Raw genomic sequence first — 16,350 nt, 5'->3', positions numbered from 1 at the left:
ATCTGTGCGATCACCGAACAAAAAACCCAAAGCAACCAAGCGTTCAATTGACCCATGTAACCATCTAGTACATTTTATCTCCACAGGCTGAAACCCTCGGCCAAAGCCAAAAACAATAAGTGGAGTTTCCTCTCATGCCCCCTATCGTTCTGGTGCTCAACGGCCCGAACCTGAATCTGCTCGGCACCCGTGAGCCAGCAACTTACGGCCACGAAACCCTCGCTGACATCTCTGCCCTGTGCGGTCGTGCCGGTGAGGAGTTCGGCCTGACCGTGGAGTTTCGCCAGACCAATCACGAAGGCGAATTGCTCGACTGGATTCACGCCGCCCGTGGCCGTTGCGCCGGGATCGTGATCAATCCGGCGGCCTGGACGCACACCTCAGTGGCGATTCGTGATGCATTGGTGGCCAGTGAATTGCCGGTGATCGAAGTGCACCTGTCCAATGTCCACGCACGCGAGGCGTTCCGTCACCACTCCTTCGTTTCCGCCATCGCCACGGCAGTGATGTGCGGGTTTGGCAGCCACGGCTATCGTCTGGCCCTGGAACATTTCAGCCAGCGGCTGAAGGGATGCGCGGCATGATTCGCAAAAACGTAATACTGGCCGGACTGATCGGCGCCGGCATTCAAGCCTCGCGCACGCCTGCGCTGCATGAGCACGAAGGCGATGCACAGGGTCTGCGTTATCTGTACCGGTTGATCGACCTCGACCAACTGCACATGGACAGCAGCGCCCTGCCCGACTTGTTACTGGCCGCCGAACGGATGAACTACACCGGGTTGAACATTACCTTTCCGTGCAAGCAAGCGATCATCCCGCTGCTCGACGAACTGTCTGACGAAGCGCGCGGCATCGGCGCGGTGAATACCGTGGTGCTGAAGGATGGCAAACGTGTCGGCCACAACACCGATTGCCTCGGGTTTGCCGAGGGTTTTCGCCGTGGTTTGAAGGACGCTGCCCGCGAGCGCGTCGTTCAGATGGGTGCCGGTGGCGCTGGCGCGGCAGTGGCCCATGCGCTGTTGAGCGAAGGCGTACAGCAACTGAGTATTTTCGACGTAGATCGTGACCGTGCCGAGAGTCTGGCAAATAACCTGAATCAGCATTTTGGTCCGGGTCGCGCGGTAGCTGGTCACGACTTGCCAAGCACACTGAATCAGGCTGACGGCCTGGTGAATACCACGCCAATGGGCATGGCCAAACTGCCGGGCATGCCGGTGCCTGTGGAGCTGTTGCGCAAGGAATTGTGGGTGGCGGAAATCGTCTATTTCCCGCTGGAAACCGAGCTGCTGCGCAACGCCCGCGCATTGGGCTGTCGGACACTGGATGGCGGCAATATGGCGGTGTTTCAAGCGGTGAAGGCGTTTGAGTTGTTCAGCGGCGTGGTGCCGGATGCGCAGCGGATGCTGGCGCATTTTCAAAGCATGAACATTTAAAGATCAAAAGATCGCAGCCTTCGGCAGCTCCTGCAAAAAAACCTGTAGGAGCTGCCGAAGGCTGCGATCTTTTGATTTGTCAGGCCTGCAGATAGCGCAACACCGAATCGCAAATCATCTCGCGATGACGCTGCTTGATGCTTTCGTCCGGCAGATCAATCTGAAAAATCTCACTGAACGTGTGGCGGTTCGACACGCGATAAAAGCAGAACGAACTGATCAACAAATGCACATCCAGCGCATCGAGCCCGGCGCGGAATACACCCTCCTCGGCACCCCGGCGCAGAATCTCGCCGAGTGAATCGAGGATGGTGTTGTTCATCGCCTTGATCGCGTCGGATCGCTTCACGAACTCGGCGTTGTGGATGTTTTCGATGCACACGATACGCACGAAATCGACGTTGCGGTCGTGATGATCGAAGGTGAACTCGACCAGCCGCCGAATCGCCACCACTGGCGACAATTCAGCCAGGTGCAGACGGTTTTCCGTGTTACGGATGTCGCCGTAAAGCTTTTCCAGCACCTCGACGTACAACTGCTCTTTGCTGCCGAAGTAGTAATAGATCATGCGTTTGGAGGTGTGGATGCGCTCGGCAATCGCGTCGACGCGGGCACCGGACAATCCCTGCTGGACGAACTCGACGATCGCCTCCTGCAAGATGTTCTCACGGGTCTTTTCCGGGTTGTTCTTGCGACTTTTGCGCGGCTCTGCGGCGGACTCGACGGGGGCTGCGGAAAGTTCTGAATTTATTGTCATTGCGGGCTCACGGCCATCACTGCACAGGCTGGCGATTATGGGCCGAGCCGCACAGTGAAGGAAGCCGCGCGACCCGTGTTTAATCCCGCGTTTACGAATTACCTACAACTTCGCCTGACGCACCGCGCCACTGCGTGATTTGGCCATTGCGGCCAAACGCACCGCAACGTTCGCCGCACCATACCCGGCATAGCCATTTTTACGCTGGATGATCTCGAAGAAGAAGCGCCCCTCAAACGGCTCGGTGTAGACGTGAAACAGCTCGCCACCCTGCGCATCGCGGTCATACAGCACGTTGTAATACGCCAGCTCACTGAGGAATTCGTCGTCGAAATCAAAACGCGCGGCGAGATCGTCGTAATAGTTGAGCGGGATATCCAGCAACGGGACACCCGCCTCCTTGGCACGACTGACTTCGGCGAAGATGTCATCACAATCGAAGGCGATGTGATGCACACCGGAACCGCGATAGCTCGACAGTGCGTGGGAAATCGCCGTGTTGCGGTTCTCGGAAATATTCAACGGCAATCGGATCGAGCTGTCGCGACTGCGCAACGCGCGGCTTTTCACCAGACCATACGGGTCGGGCAGGACCACCTCGTCGTCGGCCTCGAAATCCAGCAGGCTTTTATAGAACAGTACCCAACTGTCGAGGCTGTCCGCCGGCAGTGCCATGGCCATGTGATCGATGCGCTTGAGGCCGCCACGTCCCGGTGTGTCGGGCAGCAGATTGAAGTCGGTGCCGTAGACATCTGCCTGCTCATCCACCAGATAAATCAGGCTGCCGTCCGGCGCACGTACCGCCGCCAATTCCAGCTCGTTCGGCCCGACCAACCCGCGATAGGGCTGACCTTTATAAGCAACGGCACGGGCCAGCGCACTGGCGCTGTCCTTGACCCGCACGGCGGTGGCGCACAGCGATGGACCGTGGGCCTCGAAAAAACTGTGCGCAAACGAGTACGGCTCAGAATTGAGGATCAGGTTGATATCACCTTGACGCAGCAGGCTCACGCTTTTGGAGCGGTGCTGCCCGGCCTTGACGAAACCCAGGCGTTCCAGCCAGTTCGAGAGCTTGGCACCGAGGCTTTCATCAACGGCGAACTCAAGAAACTCGACGCCGTTGTACTCGCTGGCCTTGGGCGTTTCGAAGAGGATTTCGCGATTGGCCACCGGCGCTGCATCTTGCTCCAGCCGTTGACGGGTCTTCTCTTCCAGATACAGCAACGAACGCAAACCATCGGCCGCGTTAGCCCGTGGCGGCGCGGCACGGAAACCATCGTTGAAGATTTCCAGCGACAGCGGCCCGGTGTAACCGCTCTGGATGATCGGCGCAAGAAACCCTGGCAGATCGAATTCGCCCTGCCCGGGGAAGCAGCGGAAATGTCGGCTCCACTCCAGCACATCCATTGCCAGAATCGGCGCATCAGCCATTTGCACGAAAAAGATCTTGTCGCCGGGTATGTTGGCGATGGCAGACGGATCGCCTTTCAACGACAGGGTATGGAAGCTGTCGAGCAACACGCCAAGGCTTGGGTGGTCGGCCTGACGCACGATATCCCAGACCTGTTGATAAGTGTTTACGTGTCGGCCCCACGCCAGCGCTTCATAACCGATGCGTAAACCGCGTGCCCCGGCGCGCTCCGCCAGAAGCCGCAAGTCATCTATCAGAATCTGCTGATCGCCAACACTGTCGGCCGATGCGTTACTGCACACCAGCACCAGGTCGGTACCCAGTTCCTGCATCAGATCGAACTTGCGTTCCGCCCGCTCCAGATTGCGCGCCAGCCGATCGCGGCGGCAGCCTTCGAAATCCCGGAACGGCTGGAACAGGGTGATGGCGATGCCGAGATCGGCGCACATCTGTTTAATTTCCCGCGGGCTGCCGTCGTAGTACAGGAGGTCGTTTTCGAAAATCTCCACCCCGTCGAACCCGGCGGCGGCGATGGCTTCGAGTTTTTCCGGCAGGGTGCCGCTCAAGGAAACCGTGGCAATGGAACGCTGCATGCTTCTACTCCCGGACTGCGCCGCTTTATCTTTACTGTAGGAGCTGCCGAAGGCTGCGATCGTTTGATCTTGATTCCCAAAATAGCAAAATCAAAAGATCGCAGCCTTCGGCAGCTCCTACACGAGATGGTTTTTTATCGTGGGGAAATTATTGGCTGCATCACCTCGCGCAGCAATTTAAAGTGTACTACCCGGTTAGTTTTGCGGGCGATTATCGAACACAATGGCGGTTTGACGAATTGACGATTTTTCGTCCACTGCCCAACATCGACTGCACATTGAGTCCGGACATGAACCACCGGTCGCAGTGTTCGACAACAAAAGAACACCAAATAACAAATCCAAAAACGGGTGGAACACATGATTCCTTCACAGACTTCCCGCATGGCCCCGGCCATGAGCACTGCCAATGGTGGCATCGGCGACAAGATCCGCGGCGCCATGGCGGTCGGCAAAACCCGTTGGGGCATGCTGGCGCTGGTGTTTTTCGCCACCACCCTGAACTACATCGACCGCGCCGCCCTCGGCGTCATGCAACCGATCCTCGCCAAGGAAATGAGCTGGACGGCGATGGATTACGCCAACATCAACTTCTGGTTTCAGGTCGGCTACGCCATCGGTTTTGTCCTGCAAGGGCGGCTGATCGATCGGGTCGGCGTCAAGCGCGTGTTCTTCTGCGCCGTGCTGCTCTGGAGCCTGGCCACCGGCGCGCACGGCCTGGCCACTTCGGCGGTGGGTTTCATGGTCTGCCGGTTTATTCTCGGTCTGACCGAGGCGGCGAATTACCCGGCCTGCGTGAAAACCACGCGCCTGTGGTTCCCCGCTGGTGAACGCGCCGTCGCCACCGGCATCTTCAACGCCGGCACCAATGTCGGCGCCATGTTCACGCCAATGCTGTTACCACTGGTTCTGCATGTGTGGGGCTGGCAGGCAGCGTTTCTGTGCATGGCGGCGCTGGGCGGCATCTGGCTGGTGTTCTGGTGTTTGAAGTACTTCAACCCGGAAGACCACCCGAGCGTGAAACAGTCCGAACTCGACTACATCCAGCAGGAAGTCGAACCGGAACAGGCACGCGTGCCGTTCTCGAAAATCCTGCGCATGCGTGGCACCTGGGCCTTCGCCCTCGCCTACTCGCTGACCGCGCCGGTGTTCTGGTTCTACCTGTACTGGCTGCCGCCGTTTCTCAATCAGCAATACAACCTGGGCATCAACGTGACCCAGATGGGTATCCCGTTGATCATCATCTACGTCACCGCCGATTTCGGCAGTGTCGGTGGCGGCATTCTGTCTTCGTTCCTGATCGGTCGCGGGATGAACTCGATCAAGGCGCGGTTGCTGTCTATGTTCCTGTTCGCCTGCTGCATCATCGGTGTGGTCATGGCCGCTGGTACCGCCAATCTGTGGGTTGCGGTGGCTGCCATCTCCCTGGCGATCGGCGCGCATCAGGCCTGGACCGCGAACATCTGGAGCCTGGTGATGGACTACACGCCCAAGCACATGATGAGTACGGTGTTCGGTTTCGGCGGGATGTGCGCGGCGATCGGCGGGATGTTCATGACCCAGATCGTCGGCCATATCCTCACCGTGACGAATAACAACTACACCGTGCTGTTCACCCTGATTCCGGCGATGTATTTCCTCGCGCTGATCTGGATGTACTTCATGGCGCCGCGCAAGATTCCAACCATCACCGAGTGATCCAACCCCTGTAGGAGCTGCGGCACACTGCGATCTTTTGATCTTTAACAACAAGATCAAAAGATCGCAGCGTGCCGCAGCTCCTACAGGGGTTTTGTGTCGCTACTTTCAGCGGCGGCTCTGCTGCCACGCTGCCGCCAAACCGCTGCAACAGATCACTGCAATACCGATCACCGTCAACCCACTCGGCGTGTGATTGAACAGCAGCCAGCCCAACAGCCCCGCAAACACAATCTGGCAATACCCGAACGGCGCCAGCAACGCCGGCGCGGCATGGCGGAATGCCTGGGTCAGGAACAGGTGCGCGGTCATCCCGCAACTGCCCAGCGCCAGCATCAGCCCGGCATGGGTCAACGTCGGCACCTGCCAGAAGAACGGCACCAGCGCACTCATCACCAACGTGTTGCACAACCCGGCGAAGAAGTTGCTGGTGGTCGGGCTGTCGACTTCGGCGAGCTTGCGAGTGAGCAACTGGTAGAAGCAAAAAAACAGTGCCGAGCACAGCGGCAGCAAAACAGCCGGTGTAAACAGTTCGCCACCGGGATGGACGATGATCAGTACGCCGATAAAACCGCAAATCACCGCGATCCATTGACCACGGGTCACTCGCTCCTTGAGCAGTGGCACCGACAACGCTGTCACCAGCACCGGCGCCAGAAAGTTCACCGCCGTGGCTTCCGCCAGCGGGATGTACATCAGCGCCGTGGTGAAGAACAGACTGGTGCCGAGCAGGCAAAGTGCGCGGATCAACTGCCACAAAGGCTTCTTGGTGCGCAGGACGCGCAACCCGGATTGCGGCAGAAAAATTCCCGCCATCAGCAGGGTGTGCACCACATAGCGCGCCCACACCACCATCACGATCGGATAAAACCCGGAGAGGTACTTCGACAGCGCGTCATGACTGGAGAACAGGAAGGTCGCCACGACGATCAGCATGATCCCTTTGAAGGGTTGGTTGACGCCGGATAACGGTGTACTGACGGTCATGAGCACTCCTTGTAAATACTGCGAAACAATCTAGAGCCGGGCGTCAGACTCTCACAGACAACATTCGAAATAGTGGGCGAACAGCGCACGGCATCGCCGGGAAACCTTAGAACACGAGCGCAAAACCGGTGCTGCCTGCTAGCCGAGTCTTTTATGACATAGGCAACTTCGACAAGTTAATACGGAAAAAAAGCACTTTGGTCTTTTTGGCTGGAATCGTCTTACGCGCTTTTACAGATTTGCCCTGCAAGCAATTGACCACCGCGGTTATTCATAGGCCTGGCGATTTCCGCCTGATCAACCTATGAGAGATACGCACAATGTTATGGAATAAACCAAAACCCAGCCAAAACGTGGACGACCAAAGGAAGGACAACCGGGTCCATAGCAAAACGGGGGCTCTGCTGACTGCAGGCCTGCTCGCCTCCATTGGAGCCGGCTCTGGCGTTTACTGGATGGGGGAGTCGGCAAAAGACCCAGCACCGGTCGCCTCGACGAAGGGCGAGATTGATGCGGTGTTCTTACCTTATGCCAAAGACGATCCGCATCGCTCTTTCGTGGAGGCGGTGCTGGGAAGTACCGAAGAGATATGGAGTGAGCTTTTGGCAAATCACGGGAAACTATATTCGCCGCCAACTCTGGTTCTGTATGACGTAAATACTTCGACGACCTGCGGTGTATTGCGCACAGGTGTGGACGGCCCGATGTATTGCCCACCCGATCAAAAAATCTTTATCAACCTCGACTCCCTCGCGCGACAGGCGGCCATCTCTTCGACCGTCAGCGATTTCGCCCAGGCGTACGTCATCGCCCATGAGGTCGCGCACCACGTCCAGAGCCTATCAGGACACTTGAAGAAAATTCAGGACGCCGATGACAGAGGCGAATCCATCGCCGGAGAAAACGGTCTCAGTGTCCGCGCGGAGTTGCAGGCAGACTGCCTGGCGGGGGCCTGGGCTCGCGCTGCACAAGAGAAGTTCAACTGGCTGGAACCGGGAGATATCGAGGAAGCCTTGACGGTTGCGCGCGCGTTAGGTGACGACAGATACGGAGTCGCCCCGAAGCACTACACCCATGGCACATCCGAACAACGAGTCAAATGGTTTAAAACCGGCTTTGACAGGAATGGAGAATGCGCAACTATTGATAGCGCGACGTTATAGTGCCAATTCCGTACATGAGTCCGGATTTACACGACGATAGAACCGCCGGGCCAACCCGGGTGTCTGACGACCGGACTGGCGCCATACTCACGCACCAGCAACACTCATCATCACGTTCAATAGAGGATTCCCACATGCTATGGAAAAAAGGCCGACGCAGTGACAACGTCGTCGATGCCCGTGGTGATGATGCCGGCGGTGGCGGTGGCATGCGCTTTGGCGGCGGCAAGGGCCTGAGCATCGGGGCGATTCTGCTGATCGTCGGCATCGGCTGGATCACCGGGCAAGACCCGCTGCAGATCCTCGGCCAGCTCACCGGGCAAATGTCCGAACAACCGGCAGCCACTTCGCAGACCCGCCAGGCACCGCCGGCCAATGATGAACAGGCAGAGTTCGTGCGCTCGATCCTCGGTGATACCGAAGACACCTGGGGCACGATTTTCCAGCAGGCTGGCCGGCAATATAAGGATCCGACCCTGGTGCTGTTCAGCAATCGGGTCAACTCCGCGTGCGGCCTGGCCACCTCGGCCACCGGCCCGTTCTACTGCCCGGCCGACCAGAAAGTCTATCTGGACATGTCGTTCTTCCAGGAAATGTCGCAACGCTTCAAGGCCGCCGGCGACTTCGCCCAGGCCTACGTGATCGCTCACGAAGTCGGACATCACGTGCAGACGCTTCTCGGTGTCTCGGCGAAAATTCAGACAGCCCGTCAGCAAGGTCGGCAGATGGAAGGTGACGGTGGCTTGCTGGTGCGTCAGGAACTGCAGGCCGATTGTCTGGCCGGCGTCTGGGCCTACAGCGCGCAGAAGCGCCTGAACTGGCTGGAACCGGGTGACATTGAAGAAGCCATGAACGCGGCCAACGCCATCGGTGATGATCGCTTGCAACAACAGGGTCAGGGCCGTGTGGTGCCGGACTCGTTCACTCACGGTACGTCGGCGCAAAGGGTGCGCTGGTTCAAAACCGGATTCGCGCAGGGCCAGGTCAGCCAGTGCGACACCTTTGCGGCGAAAAACCTGTAAATGCATAAATGGCTTTTGGCTTTACTGATCGTCGGCAGCACCGCGCAAGCGGCTGGCGTCGACGCTATCAGCCCCGGGCGATTGCAACTCAAGGCCGGGGAAATGGCGGTGGGTATCGGCCCTGCGCCGGAGAAAATCGAGCGTGTGCTGATCGTCATTCACGGTCGCCTGCGCAACGCCGAGACCTATCGCAAGAGCGCCGAAAGCGCAGCTGAACTGGCGGGGCAAACCGCGCACACGCTGGTGATCGCCCCGCAGTTTCTCAATGAAAGTGACGTGCCCTTGTACTCTTTGCCCGCGACAGTGTTGCGCTGGAAAGGCAACGAGTGGATGGGCGGCGGTTTATCCACAGGTCCGAATCCTTTGAGTTCCTATGCGGCGCTGGACGAAATCGTCGCCCGTATCACCGATCGCAAACAGTTTCCGGACGTCAAGCAGATCGTGATTTTTGGCCATTCCGGCGGAGGCCAGGTGGTGCAGCGTTATGCCCTGCTCGCCAAGGATCAGCCTGCGCTCAAGGCCAACGGCATTCGCCTGCGTTACGTGGTGGCGAATCCTTCCTCGTACGCCTATTTCAATGAACAGCGGCCCGTGGCATTCGATCACGCGCAATGTCCGGGCTTCAATCGCTGGAAGTACGGTCTGTCAGACATGCCGGTGTATGCCGGTGGGCAAACGCCGCTGCAGCTTGAAAGCAGTTACATCAAACGCGAGGTAATTTATCTGCTCGGCCAGCAGGACATCGACCCACAGCATCCGGCGCTGGACAAGAGTTGCTCGGCAAAAGCGCAGGGGGCTTTTCGCCTGGAGCGGGGCAAGCTGTTTTTCGGCTACTTGCTGCGCCGCCATCCGGAAGGGGTGAATCAGCGCCTGGTTGAGGTGCCGGGGGTTGGGCATAACGGCGATGAGATGCTGACGTCGCCGGAGGGGCAGAAAGCGTTGTTCGAGTAAGTCCTGTATTGAATGATCTGGCGCCATCGCTGGCAAGCCAGCTCCCACAGTGGGTTGTGTCGGACACACATTTTGCATCCGCTGAAAATCCCTGTGGGAGCTGGCTTGCCAGCGATGAGGCCAGATCAAACAACCGGGATATCAGGTGAGCAACATCCGCCGCAACTCGACACAATCCTGCGCATGCCAATCCGTCAGTTCCGGCCACGGGTTATCCGGCAGATTGACCAGCACCGTGCGTGCGCCCGCCGCACGGCCGCAATCCAGATCAAAGCGGTAGTCGCCGACCATCACCATCTCACTGGCCGGCACATTCCACGCCTCGGCCAGTTTCAGCAAACCACCCGGGTGCGGCTTCGGTGGTGCTTCATCACGGCCCAGCACATCGTCGACGGCAAAGCAGTCAGCCAGGCCGATTGCCTCCAGCGTCACATGCGCCAGTTCGCGCGCGTTACGGGTCAGAATGCCGAGGCGATAACCGCGCGAATGCAGATCACGCACCAGCTCCACCGCGCCCGTCGCCGGGGTCGAACCCAAGGCCAGATCGCGCTCGTGTTCAAGCAGCCACGCATGCTTTGCCGCCGCTTCATCGGCCGGCAATGCGGCGAGATGGGTGAGAATGTCGTCCTCGGGCGGAATCGCCAGCGCCACGCGAATCGCTGCGAAGTCATGCACCGCGACGGTCAGGGTGCCGTCCATGTCGAACACCCAGTGACGGACTTCGGCCAGGCTCATGCCCAATCCTTGCGATGCCGAATCAGGCCTTCCTGGGTCACCGAAGCAACCAGTTGCCCGGCACGGTTGAACACGCTGCCACGGGAGAATCCGCGCGAGTTGCCGGCCCACGGACTGTCCATCGCATAGAGCAACCAGTCATCGGCACGCAGGTCATTGTGGAACCACAGCGCGTGATCAAGGCTGGCGACCTGCATGTCTTTCTGCCAGACCGATTTGCCGTGAGGCAGCATCGAGGTGGTCAGCAGACCGAAGTCCGAGGCGTAGGCCAGCAGGTATTTGTGCAGCGCCGGAATGTCGGCCAACGCACCGTCGGCGCGAAACCACACGTATTTCACCGGATCCGCCGGCTGCGGGTTATACGGGTCTTTTTCGGTGACCGGGCGCACTTCGATCGGCTTCGGACACAGCAGTTTTTCGCGCATGTGCTCGGGGATCAGGTGCGCACGCTGCTGAGTCAGCTCCAGCTCCGACGGCAGGTTTTCCGGGCCGACCACGACTGGCATCTGGGTCTGGTGCTCGAAGCCTTCTTCGTCGTACTGAAAGGAAGCACTGCACGTGAAGATCGGATGGCCCTTCTGGATTGCCGTCACACGACGAGTGCTGAAGCTGCCGCCATCGCGCACGCGATCAACCGAATAGACCACCGGCAACTTGGCATCGCCCGGACGCAGAAAATAGCCGTGCATCGAATGCACATGGCGGGTTTCTTCAACGGTCTGACTGGCCGCCGACAGCGACTGGCCGAGCACCTGACCACCGAACAACTGACGGAAACCCAGGTCCTGGCTGCGGCCACGGAAGAGGTTTTCTTCGATCGGTTCCAGGGTCAGCAAATCGACCAGATCTTCCAACACTTGGCTCATTCAGGCTCTCCTCACACAAAGCTATACCGCGCAGTCTTGGCTACGGCGGTCGATTCAGATTCTGGCGCAGGCCAATGATTTGGCGGCCATTGTAAACGTCCGTGTCGGCTTATCCATGCAAGGTTTGCAGCCATTGTTCCCGGGTGATGCGATACAGCACATGCCTTTTTAACGGGTGATCGACGGGGAGTTTCGGATGATCAAAGTCATCGGCCGGCGCGTGATGCATGCCGATCGCCTGCATGACTTTCTCCGATGGCAGATTGCTTTGTGCGGTGAAAGACACGATCTCTTTCAAGGCCAATCGATCAAAGCCGCAGCGCAGAGCGGTCCACGCCGCTTCACTGGCGTAACCCAGGCCCCAATGTTCCTTGGCCAGACGCCAGCCGATTTCCACTGCCGGCGTGAATGACGCGTCGAAACCGACGACACCCAGCCCGGTGAAACCGATGAACTCGCCGCTGTCCTTGCGCTCCAGCGCCCACAAACCGTAGCCATGCTCGGCAAAATGTCCGCGTACCCGGCCGATCAGCGCGGCACTTTCCAGTCGGCTCAAGGGTGCCGGAAAGTAGCGCATGACCTGAGGATCGGCACACATCGCCGCAAATGCCGGCAAATCCTCGTCCTGCCACTGACGCATCAGCAGGCGTGCGCTTTCCAGTTGCAGTATCGGCTCCATCGTGCCCCTCCGTTTCCATGCCGCAAGTCTACATCGCTGGTAGGATCCTTCACTCTTTCCAACGTTCCCACGCGAAAAAGCCATGCCATTGCCGCTGATCTACCACGAAGACTACAGCCCCGAGTTCCCAGCGGATCACCGCTTTCCCATGGACAAGTTTCGTCTATTGCGCGATCACCTGGTCGACAGCGGCCTGACCCGTGACGCCGATCTGCTGCGCCCCGAGATCTGTCCCAACGACATCCTCGCGCTGGCGCATGACCGTAGCTATATCGAACGCTACATGAGCGGCGAGTTGTCTCGCGAGGACCAGCGGCGCCTCGGCCTGCCGTGGAACGAAGCACTGGCGCGGCGCACGGTGCGGGCGGTCGGCGGTTCGATTCTGGCGGCGGAAAAAGCCCTGGAACATGGCTTGGCTTGTCATCTGGCGGGTGGCACCCATCACGCGCATTACGACTACCCGGCCGGGTTCTGCATCTTCAATGACCTGGCGATCATCAGCCAATACCTGCTGCAAAGCGGCCGGGTCAATCGCGTGCTGATCTTCGATTGCGACGTGCATCAGGGTGACGGCACCGCGCGCATCCTGCATGACACCCCGGAGGCGATTACCGTTTCGCTGCACTGCGAGAAGAATTTTCCTGCACGCAAAGCCGAAAGTGACTGGGACATTCCGCTGCCCAAAGGCATGGGCGATGGCGACTATTTGAAAGTCGTCGACGACACGCTCAACTATCTGCTGCCGCTTTATCAACCGGATCTGGTGCTGTATGACGCCGGCGTCGATGTGCACAAAGACGACGCCCTCGGTTATTTGCAACTGACCGACGAAGGTGTCGCCGCCCGCGATGAACGCGTGATGCGCCATTGTCTGGGCCGCGACATCCCGGTGGTCGGCGTGATCGGCGGCGGCTACAGCAAGGATCGCCACGCCCTCGCCCGCCGCCACGGCATTCTTCATCACAGCGCGCAGCGGGTCTGGACGTCACACGGTTGTCATTGAGCTGTGCTGCGTTACCCACAATCGCTGTGGAACTGCCTGTGGATAACCTGAGTGAAAGGGACTACAGGCCACAGCGAACATAGCGTACAGCGCGCTGATCACTTTTTAACCACAACCCTGTAGGAGCTGCCGAAGGCTGCGATCTTTTGCACTTGGCCCTAAAAATCAACAGCAAAAGATCGCAGCCTTCGGCAGCTCCTACAAAGATCCCGGCTGTTAGAATGCGCGCCTTATCCCGCCATACCGCAGCGCACGCCATGACTCAGAACACCGCCTCCTCCCCCGCTCACGTCGCCATCATCGGCGGTGGACCTGCCGGCCTGATGGCCGCCGAAGTGCTGAGCCAGGCCGGAGTACGCGTCGATTTGTACGACGGCATGCCCTCGGTGGGCCGCAAGTTTCTGCTGGCAGGCGTCGGCGGCATGAACATCACCCATTCCGAAGCCTACCCGGCGTTCCTTTCGCGCTACGCCGAACGTGCACCGCAAATCGCCCCGTTGCTGCGCAGCTTCGATGCCGATGCGTTGTGCCGCTGGATTCACGATCTGGGCATCGAAACCTTCATCGGCAGCTCCGGCCGTGTATTCCCCACCGACATGAAAGCCGCCCCGTTGCTGCGCGCCTGGCTCAAGCGTCTGCGCGACAGCGGCGTAGTTATCCACACCCGCCATCGCTGGCTCGGTTGGGATGAACAAGGCGCGTTGCGCATCGACAGCCCGGAAGGCGAGAAAACCCTCAAACCCGACGCCACCCTGCTCGCCCTCGGCGGCGGCAGTTGGTCGCGACTCGGTTCCGACGGTGCCTGGATGCTGGCGCTGGAACAGCGCGGTGTAGGACTGGCGCCATTGCAGCCAAGTAACTGCGGCTTCGAGGTGCAGGCATGGAGCGAATTGCTTGTAAGCAAATTCGCCGGCGCGCCGCTGAAAAATATCGCCATCGGCTTGAACGACGACATTCCCCGCTTGGGCGAATGCGTGATCACCGCGACCGGCATTGAAGGAAGTTTGATCTACGCGTTGTCGGCACCGATGCGTGAGGCGATCAACGCGCACGGCTCAGCGACCATTCACATTGACCTGCTGCCGGGCCGGCCTGTGGATAAAATCCAGGCTGCGTTGAGCAAACCGCGTGGCTCGCGCTCGATGTCCAAGCACTTGCACAGTCAGGTCGGGATTGATGGGGTGAAAGCGGCGCTGCTGCGTGAATTGACTGACGCTGCAGCATTCGCTGATCCGGCGTTGTTGGCCCGGGCGATCAAGGCATTGCCACTGACCGTGGTGAAAACCCGTCCGCTGGATGAAGCGATCAGCAGTGCGGGTGGCGTGACGTTCGAGGCGATGGATGAGCGACTGATGCTCAAGGCATTGCCGGGAGTTTTCTGCGCGGGCGAGATGCTGGATTGGGAAGCGCCGACGGGCGGTTATTTGCTGACGGGGTGTTTTGCCAGTGGGCGGGCTGCGGGGTTGGGGATGGTGGAGTGGTTACAGCGTCAGGACTGAAGACAGCACAAAACCTGTAGGAGCTGTCGAGTGAAACGAGGCTGCGATCTTTTGATCTTTCTTGAAGCAAGATCAAAAGATCGCAGCGTGCCGCAGCTCCTACAGGGGTATCGCGCTGCGTCGAAGTGATTGGGCCTGCCTGACAGGCTCCGCGACTTTTAAGGCTTACGCTTACGCGGCCCAGTGTTAAACACCGGCACCTTGCGCACAGGCTTGATCGAAGGCTCCGGCGCCTGAGTCTCGCCGCTATCGACCCACTTACCGAGATTGCGCTTGCCGCCACCGCCGGAGGTTTTCGGCTTTTTCGGTTTCTTCGGCTTCTTGATCACCTGACCGCTGGCATCGGTATCCGGCACGCGGTGCTCAGGCTCGAAATCCGGCTCGTTCTGACGTTTCAACGTCTGACGCGTCAGCATTTCAATCGCCGACAACATGTTCACTTCGTCCGCGCACACCAGCGAAATCGCCTCGCCGGTCGCACCCGCACGGCCAGTACGGCCGATCCGGTGAATGTAATCCTCGGCGACAATCGGCAGGTCGAAGTTGATCACCAGCGGCAGATCTTCGATATCCAGACCACGGGCCGCGACATCGGTGGCCACCAGAATCTGCACTTCGCTGAGTTTGAAACGATCCAGCGCACGCTGACGGGTCGCTTGCGGTTTATCACCGTGGATACCGTCCGCGTTGACGCCCAGCCCCTGCAGTTTTTCCACCAGTGCATCGACGCCGTTGCGGGTCTTGGCGAATACCAGCACTTGCTTCCACTTGTTCTTGCGCATCAAGTGCACGAACAGTTCAGCCTTGCGCTTCTTGTCGACCGTTACCACCCACTGCTTGACGGTGTTGGCCGCAACGTTGCGCGGGCTGACTTCAACGCTCAGCGGATCGTTGAGCATCTGCCCGGCCAGCAGGCGGATGTCATCAGAGAAGGTCGCGGAGAACAGCAGGGTCTGGCGCTTTTTCGGCAGCATGCGGTAAATGTTCGCCAGTTCTTCGGAGAAGCCCAGGTCGAGCATACGATCGGCTTCATCCAGCACCAGAGTCTGCAACTGATCGAGTTTCAGCGCGTTCTGGCGGAACAGGTCGATCAGGCGACCGGGCGTGGCGACCAGCACATCAACGCCGCCGCGCAGCTTCATCATCTGCGGATTGATGCTGACACCGCCGTACACCGCGTAAGTGCGCAACGGCAGGTTCTCGGCGTACTGACGCACGGCTTCGTGAACCTGCTCGGCCAGCTCGCGGGTCGGCACCAGAATCAGCGCACGCGCCGAATTGGCAGCGACTTTCGGCCCTTCCATGGCCAGCAACTGCAGCAGCGGCAAGGCGAAACCGGCAGTCTTGCCGGTGCCGGTCTGGGCGGCAGCCATCAGGTCACGACCGGCCAGCACGGCCGGAATGGCTTGCGCCTGAACCGGCGTCGGGGTCTGGTAGCCGAGCGTCTCGAGGGAGCGCAGCAAGGGTTCGATCAGGCCAAGAGAGGCGAAAGTCATGGAAGTACCGTAGGAAAATTCAGCGCGATTGTGCAAAACGAATGTGCAATGCCGC

At 59.3% G+C, this 16,350-nt stretch carries 15 protein-coding genes; 8 read left to right on the top strand and 7 right to left on the bottom strand.

All coding sequences use genetic code 11. The features are described 5' to 3' along the window. Positions 1-134 precede the first annotated feature (134 nt). Both aroQ and ICA15_RS24495 read left to right on the top strand, forming a co-directional pair. A complete protein-coding gene (aroQ, locus tag ICA15_RS24500) occupies positions 135-584 on the top strand; it encodes a type II 3-dehydroquinate dehydratase (RefSeq protein ID WP_042561186.1) in 450 nt (149 codons plus the stop codon). After that, a complete protein-coding gene (locus ICA15_RS24495) occupies positions 581-1,435 on the top strand; it encodes a shikimate dehydrogenase (protein ID WP_210554877.1) in 855 nt (284 codons plus the stop codon). Before aroQ ends, ICA15_RS24495 begins: the two co-directional genes overlap by 4 nt. Positions 1,436-1,514: 79 nt before the next feature. Here the strand turns inward: ICA15_RS24495 and ICA15_RS24490 are convergent, their stop codons facing one another. Further along, positions 1,515-2,192 (bottom strand): TetR family transcriptional regulator, encoded by a 678-nt coding sequence (locus tag ICA15_RS24490; RefSeq protein ID WP_150602161.1) that lies wholly within the window; start codon positions 2,190-2,192, stop codon positions 1,515-1,517. Between the two features lie 102 nt (positions 2,193-2,294). Further along, positions 2,295-4,196: a 3-dehydroshikimate dehydratase QuiC gene (gene quiC / locus ICA15_RS24485; protein ID WP_210554876.1), complete on the bottom strand. Its 1,902-nt coding sequence runs from the start codon at positions 4,194-4,196 to the stop codon at positions 2,295-2,297. A gap of 360 nt (positions 4,197-4,556) precedes the next feature. On the opposite strand from quiC, the gene ICA15_RS24480 reads away from it, so the two are divergent. Then, entirely contained in the window at positions 4,557-5,894 is a 1,338-nt protein-coding gene (locus tag ICA15_RS24480; protein WP_210554875.1) for an MFS transporter, read from the top strand. A gap of 108 nt (positions 5,895-6,002) precedes the next feature. On the opposite strand, the gene ICA15_RS24475 is transcribed toward ICA15_RS24480, so the two are convergent. Then, positions 6,003-6,881: a DMT family transporter gene (locus tag ICA15_RS24475; protein ID WP_150617335.1), complete on the bottom strand. Its 879-nt coding sequence runs from the start codon at positions 6,879-6,881 to the stop codon at positions 6,003-6,005. A gap of 320 nt (positions 6,882-7,201) precedes the next feature. Between ICA15_RS24475 and ICA15_RS24470 the strand changes: the two genes are divergently transcribed. The 3 genes from ICA15_RS24470 (at position 7,202) to ICA15_RS24460 (ending at position 10,017) form a co-directional block, all read left to right on the top strand. Next, entirely contained in the window at positions 7,202-8,044 is an 843-nt protein-coding gene (locus ICA15_RS24470; protein WP_210554874.1) for a neutral zinc metallopeptidase, read from the top strand. Positions 8,045-8,178: 134 nt separating this feature from the next. Continuing rightward, positions 8,179-9,066, top strand: coding sequence for a neutral zinc metallopeptidase (locus ICA15_RS24465; protein ID WP_210554873.1), 888 nt, complete (start codon positions 8,179-8,181; stop codon positions 9,064-9,066). Beyond that, on the top strand, positions 9,067-10,017 hold the full coding sequence (locus ICA15_RS24460; RefSeq protein WP_210554872.1) for an alpha/beta fold hydrolase: 951 nt from the start codon (positions 9,067-9,069) through the stop codon (positions 10,015-10,017). Between the two features lie 141 nt (positions 10,018-10,158). Here the strand turns inward: ICA15_RS24460 and ICA15_RS24455 are convergent, their stop codons facing one another. From ICA15_RS24455 to ICA15_RS24445, 3 genes are all read right to left on the bottom strand, one after another. Then, entirely contained in the window at positions 10,159-10,752 is a 594-nt protein-coding gene (locus ICA15_RS24455; RefSeq protein WP_210554871.1) for an HAD family hydrolase, read from the bottom strand. Next, positions 10,749-11,618 (bottom strand): acyl-CoA thioesterase II, encoded by an 870-nt coding sequence (gene tesB / locus ICA15_RS24450; protein ID WP_150602153.1) that lies wholly within the window; start codon positions 11,616-11,618, stop codon positions 10,749-10,751. The genes ICA15_RS24455 and tesB overlap by 4 nt, the downstream gene beginning before the upstream one ends. 109 nt (positions 11,619-11,727) lie before the next feature. After that, entirely contained in the window at positions 11,728-12,297 is a 570-nt protein-coding gene (locus ICA15_RS24445) for a GNAT family N-acetyltransferase (protein WP_210554870.1), read from the bottom strand. 82 nt (positions 12,298-12,379) lie between these two features. Between ICA15_RS24445 and ICA15_RS24440 the strand changes: the two genes are divergently transcribed. Both ICA15_RS24440 and ICA15_RS24435 read left to right on the top strand, forming a co-directional pair. Beyond that, the gene (locus ICA15_RS24440; RefSeq protein ID WP_210554869.1) at positions 12,380-13,300 is read left to right on the top strand and encodes a histone deacetylase; all 921 of its coding nucleotides are present in this window, start codon (positions 12,380-12,382) and stop codon (positions 13,298-13,300) included. Between the two features lie 257 nt (positions 13,301-13,557). Further along, complete coding sequence (locus ICA15_RS24435; RefSeq protein WP_210554868.1) at positions 13,558-14,799, top strand: TIGR03862 family flavoprotein; 1,242 nt, start codon at positions 13,558-13,560, stop codon at positions 14,797-14,799. A gap of 158 nt (positions 14,800-14,957) precedes the next feature. Here the strand turns inward: ICA15_RS24435 and ICA15_RS24430 are convergent, their stop codons facing one another. Then, a complete protein-coding gene (locus ICA15_RS24430) occupies positions 14,958-16,295 on the bottom strand; it encodes a DEAD/DEAH box helicase (RefSeq protein WP_150602149.1) in 1,338 nt (445 codons plus the stop codon). Positions 16,296-16,350 lie beyond the last annotated feature (55 nt).

The sequence above is a fragment of the Pseudomonas sp. P116 genome (assembly GCF_020149425.1).
In the GTDB taxonomy this organism is placed as follows: Bacteria; Pseudomonadota; Gammaproteobacteria; order Pseudomonadales; family Pseudomonadaceae; genus Aquipseudomonas; species Aquipseudomonas anatoliensis.
Note: the sequence above shows the minus strand (reverse complement) of the source record. Positions and strands in the feature narration are given on the sequence as shown.

Coding starts and splice junctions, on each gene's coding strand:
- aroQ (WP_042561186.1), top strand. CDS start 135: ATGCCCCCTATCGTTCTGGTGCTCAACGGCCCGAACCTGAATCTGCTC.
- ICA15_RS24495 (WP_210554877.1), top strand. CDS start 581: ATGATTCGCAAAAACGTAATACTGGCCGGACTGATCGGCGCCGGCATT.
- ICA15_RS24490 (WP_150602161.1), bottom strand. CDS start 2,192: ATGACAATAAATTCAGAACTTTCCGCAGCCCCCGTCGAGTCCGCCGCA.
- quiC (WP_210554876.1), bottom strand. CDS start 4,196: ATGCAGCGTTCCATTGCCACGGTTTCCTTGAGCGGCACCCTGCCGGAA.
- ICA15_RS24480 (WP_210554875.1), top strand. CDS start 4,557: ATGATTCCTTCACAGACTTCCCGCATGGCCCCGGCCATGAGCACTGCC.
- ICA15_RS24475 (WP_150617335.1), bottom strand. CDS start 6,881: ATGACCGTCAGTACACCGTTATCCGGCGTCAACCAACCCTTCAAAGGG.
- ICA15_RS24470 (WP_210554874.1), top strand. CDS start 7,202: ATGTTATGGAATAAACCAAAACCCAGCCAAAACGTGGACGACCAAAGG.
- ICA15_RS24465 (WP_210554873.1), top strand. CDS start 8,179: ATGCTATGGAAAAAAGGCCGACGCAGTGACAACGTCGTCGATGCCCGT.
- ICA15_RS24460 (WP_210554872.1), top strand. CDS start 9,067: ATGCATAAATGGCTTTTGGCTTTACTGATCGTCGGCAGCACCGCGCAA.
- ICA15_RS24455 (WP_210554871.1), bottom strand. CDS start 10,752: ATGAGCCTGGCCGAAGTCCGTCACTGGGTGTTCGACATGGACGGCACC.
- tesB (WP_150602153.1), bottom strand. CDS start 11,618: ATGAGCCAAGTGTTGGAAGATCTGGTCGATTTGCTGACCCTGGAACCG.
- ICA15_RS24445 (WP_210554870.1), bottom strand. CDS start 12,297: ATGGAGCCGATACTGCAACTGGAAAGCGCACGCCTGCTGATGCGTCAG.
- ICA15_RS24440 (WP_210554869.1), top strand. CDS start 12,380: ATGCCATTGCCGCTGATCTACCACGAAGACTACAGCCCCGAGTTCCCA.
- ICA15_RS24435 (WP_210554868.1), top strand. CDS start 13,558: ATGACTCAGAACACCGCCTCCTCCCCCGCTCACGTCGCCATCATCGGC.
- ICA15_RS24430 (WP_150602149.1), bottom strand. CDS start 16,295: ATGACTTTCGCCTCTCTTGGCCTGATCGAACCCTTGCTGCGCTCCCTC.